The sequence below is a fragment of the Pseudomonas sp. R3-57 genome, from assembly GCF_051132065.1.
In the GTDB taxonomy this organism is placed as follows: domain Bacteria; phylum Pseudomonadota; class Gammaproteobacteria; order Pseudomonadales; family Pseudomonadaceae; genus Aquipseudomonas.
The window spans coordinates 3,900,116-3,914,417 of sequence record NZ_CP071655.1 but is presented as its reverse complement, the minus strand read 5'-3'; the positions used below and the strand labels follow the sequence as shown (position 1 = coordinate 3,914,417).

The window sequence follows — 14,302 nt, the reverse complement described above, 5'->3', positions numbered from 1 at the left end:
ATGGGGCGAGCGAGCTGTTCGTCGAGATCGTTTTGCCAGCACTTACGTGGTGGAATTTGCTGAGGTATGCTGCTGAAAAACTGTACATCCATACAGCAATAGGAGAGCGCCAATGTCCAAGTCGAAGCCTGCAGTCAAACACGTAGTGAGTGGTTTAGAGCGCCTTGGTTTGCGCGTCTCAGCAATGATCAATCACCCAATTGCCCAAGAGCAGCGGTGGGTAACGATCCACAAATTGGACAGCGATGGCGACATGGAATGGGATGAGGTGATGTCGCTGATATCCGAAACCGACGGTATCGAAATGACGTTCAACGACGATGGGTCGGTAACGCTGCGCTGGGAGGCTTCGTCCGAAGACGATCCACAAGTTCAGGAGCGTGAAGAGCTCACGCTGATGGATGAGCCAGCGCCGTTCTGAGCAGCAAAAAGCCCGCATATGCGGGCTTCTTTCAAGCGGTCGACGGGCAATCAGACCTTGCGGGCATTCCAAACGAGCAAGACCTTCGCGTGAATCACCACGTCGTCAATGCGTGCCGTCTGGTTCTCATAGTGCTGGTTATCAGAGATCAGCCGGTAATGGTCCTCATCCAGGCGCATGACCCGCTTGATGTACAGCTCTTGGTGCCAGGTCAGTAGATAGATTCCCTCGCCGACGAACTCCTTTATTCCCCGATCTACAACTACCAAGTCCTTGTCATTGATGGTTCCCTCCATCGATTGCCCCCAACCAGTGACCATGGCTAGAGCTGTCGTCGACGTGTACGTAACGCCCTTTTCACGAAGGATTTCCTCCCTCACGACAAGATTGCGGACTGCCTCATTGTACTCAGTCGGCACTTGGCCATGACCCATTGCGCCGCGAACGTCATATTGCGGAATCAGGATCTCTTCTTGCTTGGGTTTGAGGCTGGAATAGTTCGCAGGCAAGTAGGATGAGTTCGTTTCTACGGCGTGATCTGCTTCTTCTGCCGCCGCCAGCATTGTTTCCCGCGCCTTCGCCGAAAGCTTTTTACCGGCGTTAGAGGCGAGCATTTGCGCGACCAGATCCGTAGTCGAAGCGCTCACGGACTGCTGCCCATCAGTACTGGCACCAGGCGAACCGGTGCCATCTGAAAGCCAGTCTGGGGAGCACTCAAGCACCCTGGCGAGGGCAAGCAAATTTTTGCCCTTCGCACCATTTGTTCCACTCACCCAAAAGCTGACGGTCGCCTTAGAGACGCCGGTCTGTTTGCTGAGGTCGGTAGCGTTGAGGTTGAGCTCCCTCATTCGCGCCGCGAGTCGGTCTTTAAATTCCATATTTAGGATTCTAAACATTTCATTGTTTAGATAACTTGCCTTGTAGTGTTAAGAACTCTAAACTCGCCGAAGACACAGGAGTCAATCCATGACCTACGACGAAGCCCTGAAGCATTACCGCACCGGCCGCGCGATTGGCGAAGCGCTACGCGTAACCGGTAGCCGGGTATCGCAGTGCCGTACAGCGGGTGGTTTCTCCTACCCGATGCAGTGCGTTCTCGAGAAGGAATCTGGTGGAGCGTTGATCGCGAAGCTTGAAGACGAACCGTCTCAGCCGGTCAAGCAGTCCGCTTAATCCCGACGAGAAACATTTTGCAACGACTGATGGCACGCAGCCACATAAACAAATTCGAGGTTTTACGGATGCAGGACTTTCTGAAGGCTTGCCACATTGCGGTTCAAGAGGCCGAAACCAAAAGCTTGGCGACGCTTATGGGTATGCCTTCGATCAGTCTGCTTCAGCGGAGCAACGCCGAATACGACGGCGCTTGGTTCAACGTGAAGCATCTCTACGCATTGCTGCTCCACACCGGCGACATGCGACCTCTGGCTGCGCTTGCTGGGGAATTTGGCTACGCGATTTCGAAGACTGCACAGCCGGCGGCAATCGACGTCCACAAGGCGCTTGGTCGCGCCACGCTGGAGTTTGCAGAGCTGACAGTTGAAACACATGCGGCCATGGCTGACGGCCGGATCGATCAAGTCGAGCGCGCTCGGATCATGAAAGAGATCGCTGACGCAGAGGAAGCACTTGCTCAGTTCAAGGCTTCAATCAAGTCCGCCTGAATTGCAGGCATAAAAAAACCGCCTGGCAGGGCGGTTCTTTCAACAGCAATAAAACTTGAGGGACCATTATGAACACGATCGTCGCTCCAAGCAATACGGTCAGCATGTCCAGCCGGGAGATTGCTGATCTTACTGGCAAGCAGCACAAGGATGTCATTCGTGACATCCGGGTGATGCGCAAAGCGCTGGCCGATGATGGCGCAGATCTGCGCCATCTCCATGAGGTCAAGGACGGGCGGGATTACACCGCTGAATTTCACCTTGATCGCGTGCTTACGGAGACCCTGCTGACCGGCTACAGCATTCCGCTTCGTCATCGTGTCGTGACACGTTTGACTGAACTCGAAAACGTGTCGCGACACGTCGCAATTCCCCAAAGCCTACCGGAAGCGTTGCGGCTCGCCGCCGATCTGGCTGACAAGAACGGGGAGCTTCAGCGCATTATTGAAAAACAAGCACCAAAGGTTGCTGCGATCACTCGACTAGCAGCTGCTGGTGGGGCGATCTGCATCACCGACGCGGCCAAGCAACTTGGCCTTGCACCGGCCCGGCTTTTCTCTTGGATGGAACAGCACCGCTGGATATTCCGGCGGCATGGCTGCAAGCGCTGGGTTGCCTATCAACCCCGTATTACCTCCGGACACATGACTCACAAAGTGACTGCGCTCAAGCCAGACCCTGAAACCGGCATTGAGCGAGCCGCGTTCGACCCAATGGTCACCCCCAAAGGCCTCACGCGCCTTGCTGAACTTCTGCAGGAGGCCGCGTAATGGCCGGCGACTGGATCAAATTCGAACTTACCACCCTGGACAAACCCGAGGTTTGCCAGATCGCTGATTTCGCCAATATCGACCCTGACGCGGTAGTCGGGAAACTGATGCGCGTCTGGGGTTGGTTTGATCAGCAGACAGAAAACGGTAACGCTCCTAGCGTTAGCAAAAAGTTACTTGATCGTTTGGTGGGCGTTAACGATTTCTGCGAATTCATGAAGCTCGTTGACTGGATGATCGAGGCTGATGGCGTAATCAGTCTCCCGCATTTTGACCGGCATAACGGCAAGACCGCTAAAAACAGGCTTCTTACGGCAAAGCGCGTTGCAAACCACAAAGCCAGTAACGCAAAAGGTAACGCTGCCAGCGTTAGCGGTGCGTTACCTAAAGAAGATGTAGAGAAGAATAAAGAACCTCTCTCTGCGCGTGAGTCGGTCGACCCTCGCATGCCTAGCGAAATGACCCTGAACTGGACGCCAGATCCGAAGATCCTCAAGACCTACGCGCTGCATCAGGGCGTGTCGCTGGATCTCTTCACCGACCAGGTCTTGAACGCCTTCACTGGCCACTACGAGCCGAAAGGCCAAGTCAACACCGAGGCCGAGTGGGTCAGCATGCTGGTCAAGTGGGTGCGCAACGACCTGAATAGGTCTTCCAACGTCAAGCCATTCGCACCACGCCAAGCACCTCAGGACTTTGATGATGATGCCACTGACTGGATTGAGCAGGGGGCGGCACAATGAAGAGCGTTGCAGTCGTAACTACCGGTCTCTGGGCGAAGGTTCAGTCGGGGCAGTACATCGCGAAGGAGCATCAGCTGCCACAAGAGATTCAGGCAGAACTCAATCGTGAAACGGCCATTGTTATCAACGGTTTGTTCCGCCAGTTGCGGGCGATCTTCCCAGCCTGGAAGCAGGCGTGGCCTGACATGGCGGCCTACAAATCGGCAAAAAAAGAGTGGCTGCAGGCCTTTCTGGAGGCGGGATTACGCAGCCTTGATCAGTTGCAGTTCGGTCTGATGGGCGCTCGCCAGTCCGGCCGGGATTTTATCCCCGCTCCTGGCGTGTTCATCGCTTGGTGCACACCGACTGCCGAGATGCTTGGCCTGCCAACGCTGGCCGCCGCACATAGGGAAGCATGCCGCAACGCCCATCCCTGCATGGCTGGCCGTGCGCGGTGGAGTCACGACGCGGTCTGGCATACGGCGAAAGAGTGCGGTTTTGAAAGCCTGAACAAGCTTGAAGAATCGCTCAGCCTAAAGCTATTCGAGCGCAATTACACCATCACCGTTCGCCGCCTCATCGAGGGGCTGCCGTTGCAGAAAATGCCCTTGGCTCTGCCAGAGCGAGTTGAAGGGCGCCGGACTCCTGAGATCGGTAACAGAGCGCTCGCTGAACTGCGTGCCATGCGTTCGAGTGGTGCTCGTCATGCCTGATCGCCGTCTTGCCGTACCTGAGATTGAGACGTACCGCTGGGCGGTGTTCTGCTGCTCGTTCAAGGTCGATTTGAGCTCGCCACCTGATCACGCGCTGGCTTTGTTCGCCGATTCGGCCATGGCGAAGCGCTACGGCGCTTGGATGTGGCCAGGAACCTACGAAGTCGTCGATGTCATCACAGGGAGTCCGGCATGCGAGTGAGCTCGAAGAAACTCCGCGCCTCGGCGAACGGCCAAGACTGCACGTTGCGGATGCCGGGCATCTGCAACCACAACCCGGAAACTACCGTGCTCGCGCATCTGCCTTGCGGGCAGAAGGGCATGGGGATGAAGGGCTTCGACACCGTGGCGGTGTACGCGTGCAGCGCCTGCCATGACGTGATCGATGGCCGCGCCGCCGGCGAGATCGATTGGCAGGATGTGCCGCGCGCGATCGCCGAAACCCACGAAGCCCTGATCAGGGCAGGAATTCTCACCGTGAAGGGGGCCGCATGATCGCCTTTCTGGAAAACAATCTGCTCCACATCTTTTTTGGTTCGTTGCTAATTTTGTTCGTCGCCTGCTTGTGGGGAATTCTTCGGATGACTCGACGTGCCCGCATGGTGCGTGGTGAGCGCGTATGAAGCCTGCTGCCATGAGGTTGTTCAAAGCGAAAGCCGTCCGAGCCAAGCCAGTCGACCGGGAAGGGTTGGAACAGGCAGGTCTCATGCGTGAGCTTGAGCTCTGCTTGCCGGCTGTGTTCGATCTGATCTACCACGTCCCGAACGGCGGGCACCGAGTGAAGGCGGTCGCTGCCAAGCTAAAAGCCCAAGGCGTCAAGGCCGGTATCCCGGATCTGGTGCTGAACATGGCTCGCGGTGGCTACTTCGGTCTCTATATCGAATTCAAGGCCACGCCGCCGAACGACGCCCCGGTGTCGCCGAGTCAGCAGGAGCGGCTACGCAAGCTGAACGAGCAGGGCTATCTCGCCATCGTGTGCCGTGGGCACTTCGACGCGATGGAGCAGATCCGCGCCTACCTTCGACTCGCTCCTACTGTGGTGGCCGCATGAGCACTGCCGCTGTGAAGATCACCGAAGCCGAGATCAAGCGGCAGGCCGCCGGCACCGTGCAGGACGTGCGAGACCTCGAAAACAAGGGCCTGTACCTGCGCTTTAACAAGGCTCGCACCGGTGGCTCGTGGTACCTGGTGCTGAAAGGTGAGTGGAATCAGATCGGCACCTTCCCCGAACTGACGCATAAACAGGTCGTCGCGGCGCTGCCGTCGTTACGGCTGCGTCTGGCGGCCGGCGAAGGTGCGAGCCTGTCGAAGTGGAGCACCGTGGGTGAACTGCTGGACTGGTTCGCTGACCGCATGTCGCGCGATCGCAATCTGTCGACCAAACGCAAGAACACCGGTGCCTCAATCATCAAGTGCCACCTCAAACCGCGCCTTGGCGAACTGCCGCTGATCGGCATCGACAAGGCTGCGCTCGACACCTTGTTGATGTGGCCGCTGCAGGAGACGGTGTCCATCGACTACGTGCGCTCTGCCTTCCAGTTGCTGGCCCTGGCATTCCGGCAGGCCGCCAAGCTGGCGATGATCACGTCCAACCCCATGGCGACGATCCGGTTCAACGACTTTTCCAAGGCGAAGGTCGGAATCAAGCCGTCCCGGCTGCGCGGTGTCCAGCTGGAAGGTCTGCTCACGCAGTTGGCCGAGGTCATGGACAAGGCGCCGATGGATTCGATGCTCGCGCTGATGATGCTCTGCCACGGCACGCGCATCGGCGAAACCCGGATGGCGCGCTGGTCGCACATCAGCCTAGCCGAACGCGAATGGTTCATCCCGGCCGAGCACACCAAGACCGGCGTCGAGCATCACCTGCCCCTGACCGAGCAAGTGTGCACGCTGTTGACCCGGTACCGCGAAGGCCAGTTCGCCCGAGGCTATGAGGGCCAGTGCCTGTTCCCGGCGCGCAACGGCAAGGCGCTGGGCGAGGCTCAGGGCTGCGCCGTGTTTCGTCGGCTGGGGCAGGGCGAGTGGACCAGTCACGACCTGCGCAAGGTGGCCCGCACTGGCTGGGCAGACCTTGGCATCGACCACTTGATTGGTGAGCTGCTGATCAACCACGCGATGGGCCACAACGTGAAGGTTTACATCCAGTCGGACGTGATGAGCCGCAAGCGCGATGCACTCGAGCATTGGCATGCGCATCTAGATCAGAAAGGCTTTGCAGCGATTCATGGATTGACCGGCTTTAGATTTGAAGATTCCGGTAATTCGCTGCAAGCCACAGACCATAAGGCCTGCAAGGCCATTCAAGAAACAACCATAGGCGAGGTTTAAAAATGATGATTTTGCTCAATGCGGCCACCGGCCTCGCTGTAAATCCCAAGCTGATCGCGGCAATCAAGATCGTTGAGATTCCCAGTTTGCGCGTTGTGATCACCATGAAAGATGGGTTCGAGCTGGCTATCCATGATGCGCCGAACGCCGGAATTGACGTCGTAGAGATTCACCGCCGCCTGATGGTGTCCGTATGAAGAAGTCGCACGGCCCAGACTTCCGGCGAAAGTTGAAATTCATCGTTGAGTGCAACGTTTGCCGCGGTACCGGCATTTACACCGGCGTCTTTCATCAAATGACCTGCGAGAACTGTCACGCCTCGGGCTGGGTGTGTGGTGAGACGCTGAAGACCTTGCCGCTCATCGACGTCGTGCAGGTGCTCAACGCACGGCTGCGGGAAGCGCTCGGTGAGATCGCCAAATTCAACCGTGCCGTCGGTGGTGCGCATCAGCAGTACGAACAGAACAACCGCCGCGGTGCCGGTGGATCGAACTACACGGGGGATTGATCGATGGGCATTTATAAAGACGTGATGAGCACCTTGGTACGCGTACTGGCTGCCGATAACATCGATAACAGCACCAAGCAGTCCTGGCAGAAGCTGATCGATGCCGATCTGCGTCAGGGCGGCAATGGCAGCTCTCTATCACCCCGCGACAAGTTCGATTACGACTGCTGCTTGTATGCGCTCCTGCACCGCCAGCTCGCTCCCGCGCAGTGGGATGTTCTGGTCGCCAAGTATTCGACTCACAAGGCCAACAAGGTCGCCGCGATTGGTCGGCTGGTATCGCGAATGACGTCTCCGGCACCGGAGCTGTTCATTTACAAAGCGCTCACGGCCTGGGCGATTCCGAAACTGAAGGGTGTCCAGTCGGGCAAGCGTTCAACCGACATGATTGTGCTGCCGTCCGAGTTCTACGACATGAACACCTGGGATCTGGCCGGCTCGCCAGAGCGCACCCGTCGTAACTGGCGTGGTGGAATTCACAAGCGACTTGAGCAGCTGGAAGAGACTGCGGTGATCCATGCCACCGAGATTTTCGACCGCGAACAAATCTTTGTAGATGCCGCTTGACCATGATGGCCAGTTGGCCGTAAATTAACCCCATCATGTCGATCTTGCGCGTTATGAGAGACGACTAACAATTCTGAGCCCCGCCACCGTGCGGGGCTTTTTCGTTTCTGGAGTATCGGATGGATCCTACTGACCTCGGCCCAGGCACAGCCACCTGGCTTGGCGGTACTGGAACCGTGTTGCTGGCAGGATTCCTGTGGTTGCGTAAATTCCTGTCGAAGGATGCTGCCGACAGGGCGATGGATAACGCCGATATCTTCACGCTTCGCCGACTGAATGAGCTGCTGGACTCCGAGCGTGTTGCGCGAAAGGAGGCTGAAGCTCGCGCTGACCAGTTCGCCAAGGAGCGCAACGAGCTCGCCGCCGCAGTCGGGCGGATGGAAGGGAAGATTGAAGCCCTAACCAGCCAGGTCGCACAGCTCACCGCAACGGTAACCTCGCAGAGCGAAGAGATCGCCCGCCTGCGTACCAAGCTGGGAGGCATCAGCTGATGGACAGATGCGCAATGGAATTCATCGCTCGCCGCTGGTGGCGCCGAGCAGAGATTTGGGTGATCGCAGCGCTGCTGCTCGCCGGCGGCCTGATCCTGGGTTACCAAGCCGGCGTGTGGTCAGCAAGCAGTGAGCAGACCAAGCAGCTCGCCGAAGTTCGCGCCGCCTACGATGCGGCGCTGGGCAAGCGCGACGTCCGCCTCAATAGCCTGGCCGAGAAGACGCAGGATGCAGCGGTAAAGGTGCAGGAAGCGTCGAACTCAGCAGTCCAAGCGGCCGATACAGCGAGCAAGGCAGCGGAGAAGGTCAACGAAGCCGTTGAACGGCAAACACCCTAACGCGCACTTGATAGTTGGAGGTCTTAATGGCTCGCCTAAAGACCCTTGCGACTCGCGTTAAAACGCAGAGTGATCGAGTGGCAACAGCTGAGCCTGATTCATGGCGGGCTGATAAGCGAACATCCAACCAGCGTGGCTACACCTACGAGTGGCAGCAAGCGCGCCTCGCGTTCCTTAATGAGAACCCTTTGTGTGTGTACTGCGACCGTGAAGGTCGAGTCACTGGCGCAAGCGTCGTCGACCACAAGATCCCACACCGTGGCGACATGGTGCTGTTCTGGGACCAGACCAACTGGCAGTCCCTGTGCAAGACCTGCCACGACGTGGTGAAGAAGCGGGAAGAAGCGTTGTTGCCTCGATGGTAGCGATGAAGCACGCCAACTTCCCGGTTGGCGCACCGTTACGGTGCGGCACGTCACTGCCCCACCGGGGGGGGGTGAAATTCTGGTCGGTAGATTTCTTCTAGACCACTCGCCCCCGCACGGACAGATTTTTTTCCTCTCATAGGTTTTTTGTTAATGGCGTTAACACCCAAACAGCAGGCATTTGTGAATGCTGTTAGGGGAGGTGCGTCCAATAAAAATGCAGCCATCGCCGCGGGATATGCGGTCGACAGCGCATCGGTCGCCGGTTCACGGTTGGCAAAACACCCAGACGTGATGGCCGCACTTGCTGCGCCGAGCGTTAACAAAATTGTTAAAGCCAGACCGCCTCGTTCTGCCCCCATCGACGACGTCGGTGAGGCATTCGAAGAGGCTACTGAAGCTGGCTTTGATCTCGCCCAAGCGATGCGGCACAGCGACCCAAAAGACTTTCTGCTCGCCGTGATGAACGACTTCGGCAGTGAAGCCAAGCTTCGGGTGGATGCTGCGAAGGCATTGATGCCCTTTATGCACCAGCGAAAGGGTGATGTCGGTAAAAAACAGGACAAGCAGGACGCCGCGAAGCAGGCCGGTGCCGGTCGCTTCGGCACAGGCGCGCCACCGCTCCGTGCGGTGAAGTGAAATGGAATGGACAACAGCTTGCCCTGATTGGGAAAAGCGCATCTTGGCGAGCGAGTCGCTGGTGCCGGTTGCTCCACTGTTTCCTACGGAACGCACAGAAGCGATGGAGGTTTTCAAGCAGCTTCGTGTTGCGGACATGGCCGGCAAGCCGACGATGGGCGAAGTCTCTCGCGACTGGATCATCGATTTCGTTGGTTCAGTGTTCGGCTCGTACGATCCGGAGCAAGGCCGACGGCTGATCACCGAATTCTTCCTTCTGATCTCGAAGAAGAACACCAAGTCGACGACCGCCGCCGGAATCATGCTCACCGCGCTGATCCGCAACTGGCGTCATTCGGCAGAGTTCCTGATCCTGGCGCCGACGATTGAGATCGCCAACAACAGTTTCTTCCCTGCTCGGGACATGGTGAACAGCGACGACGAACTGTCGGAACTGCTCCAGGTGCAGGACCACACACGGACCATCACGCATCGCTTGACTGGCGCCACGCTGAAAGTAGTAGCCGCCGACAGCGATACGGTCGGCGGCAAGAAAGCCACTGGTGTTCTGATCGATGAGTTGTGGTTGTTCGGCAAGCGGCCCAACGCCGAAAACATGCTGCGCGAAGCCTGCGGCGGCCTGGCGTCACGGCCTGAAGGTTTCACCATATTTCTTTCCACCCAATCCGATGAGCCTCCCGCTGGCGTATTTCGGCAGAAGCTGAACTATGCCCGCGGCGTTCGGGATGGGCGCATCAATGACAAACGCTTTCTTCCGGTGATCTATGAATTTCCGGAGGAAATGATCAAGGCAAACAAACACCGGGATCCCGCCAATTTCTTTGTCACCAACCCGAACATGGGCGCCTCGGTCGACACCGAGTTTCTGCTTCGTGAATTCCAGAAGGCGAATGAAGACGGCGAAGAGTCAATGCGGGGCTTCCTTGCGAAGCACTTGAACGTTGAGATCGGTTTGGCTCTGCGCTCGGATCGCTGGGCCGGCGCCGAGTTCTGGGAGGCGCAAGCGCGACCGGCTGGAGTGAGCTTCGAGTACTTGCTCGATCGCAGCGAAGTCATTGATGTTGGAATCGATGGGGGCGGGCTGGATGACTTGCTTGGCTTTGCCGCCATCGGCCGTGATCGCGAAACGAGGGAGTGGCTGTTGTGGACCCATGCTTGGGCACATCCATCCGTACTTATTCGCCGCAAAAGCGAGGCAGCCAGGTTCCATGACTTTGCCCGCGATGGGCATCTCACGTTGGTCAAAGCCATTGGTGACGATGTGACGGAAGTGGCAGAGCTGGTCGCCCGCATCGAAATGGCAGGCCTATTGGACAAGGTAGGGGTCGACCCGGCTGGCGTTGGCGCGATCCTCGACGCACTGGTGGCGGCAGAGGTGCCAGAGGAAAAGGTGATCGGCATTTCTCAGGGCTGGAAGCTCGGCGGTGCCATCAAAACGACTGAGCGCAGGCTCGCGGAAGGCGGTTTGGTGCACGGTGGTCAACCGTTGATGAACTGGTGCTGTGGCAATGCTCGAGTAGAGCCTCGCGGCAACTCGATTCTCATAACCAAGCAAGCATCGGGCTTCGCCAAAATCGACCCGTTGATGGCGACCTTCAACGCCGTATCGCTCATCTCGCTGAACCCGCAGGCCCAGGGCGGCCTCGACAATTACCTCTCCGACGGATTCTTCGGACTCATCGGCTCGAACTCATAGGCTGAATATGGCATCTCGTTGGTACAACCCGCTGACATGGCGCATGTTCGGCTACAACGACCCTGCGACCGGAGAATACATCGAAGTAGAAATGCTGGCCGGCGGGAAGCGCACCAAATCAGGGGTGACCATCACAGCCAAAACCGCCCTTACGATTCCAATCGTGTGGTCCTGCGTGAAAATCTTGAGTGAGTCAGCTGCTGGTCTGCCACTGAAAATATTCGAAGATACACCGGCTGGCCGGGTATTGGCTGATACAAAAACCCGACAAGCTCGATTGTTGCGCAAGCCGAACCCGCACATGACGAAGCTGAATTTTCTGAAGTGCGCCGTTGTGAATATGGCGTTGCGTGGCAACGGTTACAACATCATCGAAAGGGCCGATAACGGTGATTGGATCGGCCTGATCCCGGTCAGCGCTGATGACGTCGAAGTCGACACATCGGACGATTTGCTCTACTGGGCGACAGTCGGCGGCAAGCGTTTTCCGGTATCACCGGAGAACATGCTGCACTTCAAGCTCTTCAGCGTCGACGGGATCATTGGACTCTCGCCGGTCGAGTACATGGCCGAGTCGATGGGTTTGTCGAAGACAGCGCAAAACTGGTCGGCAATGTTCATGCGCAAAGGTGGGTTCACCGGCGGCTATGTCATCTACGACCAGTTTCTGACGAAGACCCAGCAAGCGCAGATCATGGAAAAATTTCCGGATGTGCGCAAAGGCGACGTGAATGACATTGGCTCCATGGGCATTCTTCAGGGCGGCCCGAAGATTGTTCCTGCAGGGTTGAGCCAGAAAGACAGTCAGTTCATTGAGTCTCAGCAGTTTCAAGAAGAAGCGATCGCGGGTTGCTACGGCGTTCCTCTCTACCTGGCCAATCGCGCCGGGAAGACTTCCATCATGGGGTCGAACCTGGAACAGCAGACCAGTGGGTTCGTTACGTTCGGGCTCAAGCCTTACCTCGATGCCATTGAAGACGAAATCAACGACAAGCTTTTTCGCGACAAGCCCCAGTTTGTGGAGTTTGTCGTAGAGGGCTTGCTGCGGGCGGATAGTGCAGGGCGGGCCACCTACTACCAGGCAGCCCTCGGTGGGTCCGGCGGCTCTGGCTGGATGTGCATCAACGAGGTTCGTCGCAAAGAAAACCTTCCTCCGCTGGCTGGCGAAGAATACGACCGGGTCACCCGGTGGGAGATGCAGAAGAATGTTCAGCAAAATTGAAGTCCCCTTCGAAGTGAAGGCCAGCGATGAGGCCGGCAACTTCGAGGGTTATGCGGCTGTGTTCAATAACGTCGACCTGGGTGACGACGTGATCCTCCCGGGCGCGTTCACAAAGGTGAAAACTACGCGAGCCGGTCGATTGAAACTGGCGCTTTTTCACGACCTTACCCGTCTTGTAGGATCGGCAGACTTTACCCAGGACAGCCACGGGCTTTATCTAAAAGGTAAGGTCAATCTGGCGGTCAGCTATGCCCGTGATGCCTATGAACTGATGAAAGAAGGCACGCTCGACAGCATGTCCATCGGATTCAACACGATCCTCGCGGCTTACGAAGAGCGCGAGGGCCGAAGCATCCGCATCATCAAGCAGGCGGAGCTCTGGGAAGCTTCCCTGGTGCCTTTCGGGATGAACCCGCAGGCACAAGTCACCGACGTGAAGTCGGACATCAGGCTTTTTGAGAACGCTTTGCGCGACCGCATGGGGCTCTCTCAGAAGGAGGCGGCTGCGGTCGCTTCGCTCGGCTACTCCGCAGTACACCGTGATGGTGGAACGGCGGCCACGGCGATCGTGGATGAGCTGAAAGAAATATCCAACCTGTTCACAAATCAATTTGGAGTTCAGCCATGACCGCTGATGTTAAAGAAATTCGCGAAGCCCTCGAAAAGCAGCTCAAGGAAGGCTTCGGCACACTACAAGTAAAGTACGACGCAGTGTCTGAAGAGCTTGAAAAGGGCAGCAGCGCATCTGCTGACCTGAAAAAGCAGATCGAAAACCAAAAGGGCGAGATCGAGCGCGTCATCGAGCAGGTACAAAAGCTCGAAGAAAAAGGTGTGAAGCTGCGCAATCAGAACCCTGAGAAGAAAAGCTTCATCGACTTCGTCAAGGGTAATGACAAGTACCAGGCACTGGCTCAGAAAAGCCAAAGCTTCGCCGAGATGGAAGTGACCAAGTCCGACATGGCCAGCATGGCTGAAACCAAAGTCACCAGCGCCGGCTTGGTTGCCCCACAGTACGACACGGTGATTCAGGGCGCTCCACGCCAGAACCTGCTTATTCGTGACCTGATTCCGACGACTCCGGTCACCGGTCAGTCGTTCACTTACTTCCGCGAGCTGTTGCACACGCTGGGCGCAGGCATGGTTGCTGAGGGCGCGGCCAAGCCAACCAGCAACGTGACCTTCGAACAAGTCACCGACATCATCAAGAAAATCGCCGTATGGATGCCGGTCACCGACGAAGCGCTCGACGACGTCCCTCAACTCTACAGCTACATCCAGGAACTGCTGCGTTATGACCTCCAGCTGAAGCGCGAAGGTCAGTTGCTGAAAGGCGATGGCATCGGTAACAACCTGAACGGCATCATGACCCAGGCCACTGCGTTCGACACCGCCCTCACCAAGGTCACCGACACGGCGATTGATACCGTGCGCCGAGCGATCTACCAGGCGCGCAAACAATCCAAGCTGCCAGCGGATGCGGTGGTGATGTCCGATCTCGATTGGATGAATATCGAGCTGCAGAAGGATGGCGAGAACCGCTATCTCTTCGCGAATTTGCAAGGTCTGTCTACCCCGATCTTGTGGGGGCGTCCAGTGGTTGCTTCCGACAGCATGGACGAAGGCGATGGTGCAACGACCGGCGGTGAATTTCTGACTGGTTCGTTCCAGCAGGGTGCTCGCATCTACGACCGCATGGTCTTCACCATCAAGGTCGGCATGATCAACGACGACTTCATCAAAAACCAGCGCGCCATCCTGGTTGAAGAGCGTCTTGGTCTGGCGGTTCGTAAGAAGTACGCCTTCGTGAAAGGCCGCTTCGCGGTGACCGAATAACCTTTCTCGTCATCCGGGGCCTACT

The 14,302-nt window shown here is 57.3% G+C and carries 22 protein-coding genes; 21 read left to right on the top strand and 1 reads right to left on the bottom strand.

Annotated elements, in window-relative coordinates; all coding sequences use genetic code 11:
* Nucleotides 1-112 precede the first annotated feature (112 nt).
* Complete coding sequence (locus J3P93_RS17600) at nucleotides 113-421, top strand: DUF1654 domain-containing protein (protein WP_434590151.1); 309 nt, start codon at nucleotides 113-115, stop codon at nucleotides 419-421.
* A 50-nt stretch (nucleotides 422-471) separates the two neighbouring features.
* Here the strand turns inward: J3P93_RS17600 and J3P93_RS17595 are convergent, their stop codons facing one another.
* Nucleotides 472-1,299 carry a S24 family peptidase gene (locus J3P93_RS17595; protein WP_434590148.1) on the bottom strand — a complete coding sequence of 276 codons (828 nt, stop codon included), beginning with the start codon at nucleotides 1,297-1,299 and terminating at the stop codon, nucleotides 472-474.
* A gap of 88 nt (nucleotides 1,300-1,387) precedes the next feature.
* On the opposite strand from J3P93_RS17595, the gene J3P93_RS17590 reads away from it, so the two are divergent.
* The 20 genes from J3P93_RS17590 (at nucleotide 1,388) to J3P93_RS17495 (ending at nucleotide 14,277) form a co-directional block, all read left to right on the top strand.
* Nucleotides 1,388-1,594 (top strand): hypothetical protein, encoded by a 207-nt coding sequence (locus tag J3P93_RS17590; RefSeq protein WP_122881533.1) that lies wholly within the window; start codon nucleotides 1,388-1,390, stop codon nucleotides 1,592-1,594.
* A 17-nt stretch (nucleotides 1,595-1,611) separates the two neighbouring features.
* On the top strand, nucleotides 1,612-2,085 hold the full coding sequence (locus tag J3P93_RS17585) for a phage regulatory CII family protein (RefSeq protein ID WP_434590144.1): 474 nt from the start codon (nucleotides 1,612-1,614) through the stop codon (nucleotides 2,083-2,085).
* 68 nt (nucleotides 2,086-2,153) lie between these two features.
* Nucleotides 2,154-2,855 (top strand): phage antirepressor KilAC domain-containing protein, encoded by a 702-nt coding sequence (locus tag J3P93_RS17580; protein ID WP_434590141.1) that lies wholly within the window; start codon nucleotides 2,154-2,156, stop codon nucleotides 2,853-2,855.
* A complete protein-coding gene (locus tag J3P93_RS17575) occupies nucleotides 2,855-3,598 on the top strand; it encodes a DnaT-like ssDNA-binding domain-containing protein (RefSeq protein WP_434590138.1) in 744 nt (247 codons plus the stop codon). The genes J3P93_RS17580 and J3P93_RS17575 overlap by 1 nt, the downstream gene beginning before the upstream one ends.
* A complete protein-coding gene (locus J3P93_RS17570) occupies nucleotides 3,595-4,290 on the top strand; it encodes a replication protein P (RefSeq protein ID WP_434590135.1) in 696 nt (231 codons plus the stop codon). The genes J3P93_RS17575 and J3P93_RS17570 overlap by 4 nt, the downstream gene beginning before the upstream one ends.
* A complete protein-coding gene (locus J3P93_RS17565; RefSeq protein WP_434590132.1) occupies nucleotides 4,283-4,492 on the top strand; it encodes a hypothetical protein in 210 nt (69 codons plus the stop codon). The genes J3P93_RS17570 and J3P93_RS17565 overlap by 8 nt, the downstream gene beginning before the upstream one ends.
* Nucleotides 4,483-4,785: a nuclease domain-containing protein gene (locus J3P93_RS17560; protein ID WP_434590129.1), complete on the top strand. Its 303-nt coding sequence runs from the start codon at nucleotides 4,483-4,485 to the stop codon at nucleotides 4,783-4,785. The genes J3P93_RS17565 and J3P93_RS17560 overlap by 10 nt, the downstream gene beginning before the upstream one ends.
* 124 nt (nucleotides 4,786-4,909) lie before the next feature.
* Entirely contained in the window at nucleotides 4,910-5,341 is a 432-nt protein-coding gene (locus tag J3P93_RS17555; RefSeq protein ID WP_434590126.1) for a VRR-NUC domain-containing protein, read from the top strand.
* The gene (locus J3P93_RS17550; RefSeq protein WP_434590123.1) at nucleotides 5,338-6,618 is read left to right on the top strand and encodes a tyrosine-type recombinase/integrase; all 1,281 of its coding nucleotides are present in this window, start codon (nucleotides 5,338-5,340) and stop codon (nucleotides 6,616-6,618) included. The genes J3P93_RS17555 and J3P93_RS17550 overlap by 4 nt, the downstream gene beginning before the upstream one ends.
* Before the next feature lie 2 nt (nucleotides 6,619-6,620).
* Nucleotides 6,621-6,815 carry a hypothetical protein gene (locus J3P93_RS17545; RefSeq protein ID WP_434590120.1) on the top strand — a complete coding sequence of 65 codons (195 nt, stop codon included), beginning with the start codon at nucleotides 6,621-6,623 and terminating at the stop codon, nucleotides 6,813-6,815.
* On the top strand, nucleotides 6,812-7,126 hold the full coding sequence (locus tag J3P93_RS17540; RefSeq protein WP_434590117.1) for a hypothetical protein: 315 nt from the start codon (nucleotides 6,812-6,814) through the stop codon (nucleotides 7,124-7,126). Before J3P93_RS17545 ends, J3P93_RS17540 begins: the two co-directional genes overlap by 4 nt.
* A 3-nt stretch (nucleotides 7,127-7,129) precedes the next feature.
* A complete protein-coding gene (locus tag J3P93_RS17535; RefSeq protein ID WP_434590114.1) occupies nucleotides 7,130-7,693 on the top strand; it encodes a hypothetical protein in 564 nt (187 codons plus the stop codon).
* 119 nt (nucleotides 7,694-7,812) lie between these two features.
* Entirely contained in the window at nucleotides 7,813-8,184 is a 372-nt protein-coding gene (locus J3P93_RS17530; RefSeq protein WP_434590111.1) for a chemotaxis protein, read from the top strand.
* The gene (locus tag J3P93_RS17525) at nucleotides 8,184-8,522 is read left to right on the top strand and encodes a hypothetical protein (RefSeq protein WP_076565716.1); all 339 of its coding nucleotides are present in this window, start codon (nucleotides 8,184-8,186) and stop codon (nucleotides 8,520-8,522) included. The genes J3P93_RS17530 and J3P93_RS17525 overlap by 1 nt, the downstream gene beginning before the upstream one ends.
* A gap of 26 nt (nucleotides 8,523-8,548) precedes the next feature.
* A complete protein-coding gene (locus tag J3P93_RS17520; RefSeq protein ID WP_434590108.1) occupies nucleotides 8,549-8,887 on the top strand; it encodes an HNH endonuclease in 339 nt (112 codons plus the stop codon).
* A gap of 153 nt (nucleotides 8,888-9,040) precedes the next feature.
* On the top strand, nucleotides 9,041-9,526 hold the full coding sequence (locus tag J3P93_RS17515; RefSeq protein ID WP_434590105.1) for a terminase small subunit: 486 nt from the start codon (nucleotides 9,041-9,043) through the stop codon (nucleotides 9,524-9,526).
* Between the two features lies 1 nt (nucleotide 9,527).
* Nucleotides 9,528-11,222 carry a terminase large subunit gene (locus J3P93_RS17510; protein ID WP_401232052.1) on the top strand — a complete coding sequence of 565 codons (1,695 nt, stop codon included), beginning with the start codon at nucleotides 9,528-9,530 and terminating at the stop codon, nucleotides 11,220-11,222.
* Between the two features lie 7 nt (nucleotides 11,223-11,229).
* Nucleotides 11,230-12,444, top strand: a complete 1,215-nt coding sequence (locus J3P93_RS17505) for a phage portal protein (protein WP_434590101.1) — start codon at nucleotides 11,230-11,232, stop codon at nucleotides 12,442-12,444.
* Nucleotides 12,428-13,072 (top strand): HK97 family phage prohead protease, encoded by a 645-nt coding sequence (locus tag J3P93_RS17500; RefSeq protein ID WP_434590098.1) that lies wholly within the window; start codon nucleotides 12,428-12,430, stop codon nucleotides 13,070-13,072. Before J3P93_RS17505 ends, J3P93_RS17500 begins: the two co-directional genes overlap by 17 nt.
* Complete coding sequence (locus tag J3P93_RS17495) at nucleotides 13,069-14,277, top strand: phage major capsid protein (protein WP_434590095.1); 1,209 nt, start codon at nucleotides 13,069-13,071, stop codon at nucleotides 14,275-14,277. Before J3P93_RS17500 ends, J3P93_RS17495 begins: the two co-directional genes overlap by 4 nt.
* Nucleotides 14,278-14,302 lie beyond the last annotated feature (25 nt).

Excerpts from the sequence above, each read along its gene's own strand:
- J3P93_RS17600 (WP_434590151.1), top strand. The coding sequence starts at position 113 with ATGTCCAAGTCGAAGCCTGCAGTCAAACACGTAGTGAGTGGTTTAGAG.
- J3P93_RS17595 (WP_434590148.1), bottom strand. The coding sequence starts at position 1,299 with ATGGAATTTAAAGACCGACTCGCGGCGCGAATGAGGGAGCTCAACCTC.
- J3P93_RS17590 (WP_122881533.1), top strand. The coding sequence starts at position 1,388 with ATGACCTACGACGAAGCCCTGAAGCATTACCGCACCGGCCGCGCGATT.
- J3P93_RS17580 (WP_434590141.1), top strand. The coding sequence starts at position 2,154 with ATGAACACGATCGTCGCTCCAAGCAATACGGTCAGCATGTCCAGCCGG.
- J3P93_RS17575 (WP_434590138.1), top strand. The coding sequence starts at position 2,855 with ATGGCCGGCGACTGGATCAAATTCGAACTTACCACCCTGGACAAACCC.
- J3P93_RS17570 (WP_434590135.1), top strand. The coding sequence starts at position 3,595 with ATGAAGAGCGTTGCAGTCGTAACTACCGGTCTCTGGGCGAAGGTTCAG.
- J3P93_RS17565 (WP_434590132.1), top strand. The coding sequence starts at position 4,283 with ATGCCTGATCGCCGTCTTGCCGTACCTGAGATTGAGACGTACCGCTGG.
- J3P93_RS17560 (WP_434590129.1), top strand. The coding sequence starts at position 4,483 with ATGCGAGTGAGCTCGAAGAAACTCCGCGCCTCGGCGAACGGCCAAGAC.
- J3P93_RS17555 (WP_434590126.1), top strand. The coding sequence starts at position 4,910 with ATGAAGCCTGCTGCCATGAGGTTGTTCAAAGCGAAAGCCGTCCGAGCC.
- J3P93_RS17550 (WP_434590123.1), top strand. The coding sequence starts at position 5,338 with ATGAGCACTGCCGCTGTGAAGATCACCGAAGCCGAGATCAAGCGGCAG.
- J3P93_RS17545 (WP_434590120.1), top strand. The coding sequence starts at position 6,621 with ATGATGATTTTGCTCAATGCGGCCACCGGCCTCGCTGTAAATCCCAAG.
- J3P93_RS17540 (WP_434590117.1), top strand. The coding sequence starts at position 6,812 with ATGAAGAAGTCGCACGGCCCAGACTTCCGGCGAAAGTTGAAATTCATC.
- J3P93_RS17535 (WP_434590114.1), top strand. The coding sequence starts at position 7,130 with ATGGGCATTTATAAAGACGTGATGAGCACCTTGGTACGCGTACTGGCT.
- J3P93_RS17530 (WP_434590111.1), top strand. The coding sequence starts at position 7,813 with ATGGATCCTACTGACCTCGGCCCAGGCACAGCCACCTGGCTTGGCGGT.
- J3P93_RS17525 (WP_076565716.1), top strand. The coding sequence starts at position 8,184 with ATGGACAGATGCGCAATGGAATTCATCGCTCGCCGCTGGTGGCGCCGA.
- J3P93_RS17520 (WP_434590108.1), top strand. The coding sequence starts at position 8,549 with ATGGCTCGCCTAAAGACCCTTGCGACTCGCGTTAAAACGCAGAGTGAT.
- J3P93_RS17515 (WP_434590105.1), top strand. The coding sequence starts at position 9,041 with ATGGCGTTAACACCCAAACAGCAGGCATTTGTGAATGCTGTTAGGGGA.
- J3P93_RS17510 (WP_401232052.1), top strand. The coding sequence starts at position 9,528 with ATGGAATGGACAACAGCTTGCCCTGATTGGGAAAAGCGCATCTTGGCG.
- J3P93_RS17505 (WP_434590101.1), top strand. The coding sequence starts at position 11,230 with ATGGCATCTCGTTGGTACAACCCGCTGACATGGCGCATGTTCGGCTAC.
- J3P93_RS17500 (WP_434590098.1), top strand. The coding sequence starts at position 12,428 with ATGTTCAGCAAAATTGAAGTCCCCTTCGAAGTGAAGGCCAGCGATGAG.
- J3P93_RS17495 (WP_434590095.1), top strand. The coding sequence starts at position 13,069 with ATGACCGCTGATGTTAAAGAAATTCGCGAAGCCCTCGAAAAGCAGCTC.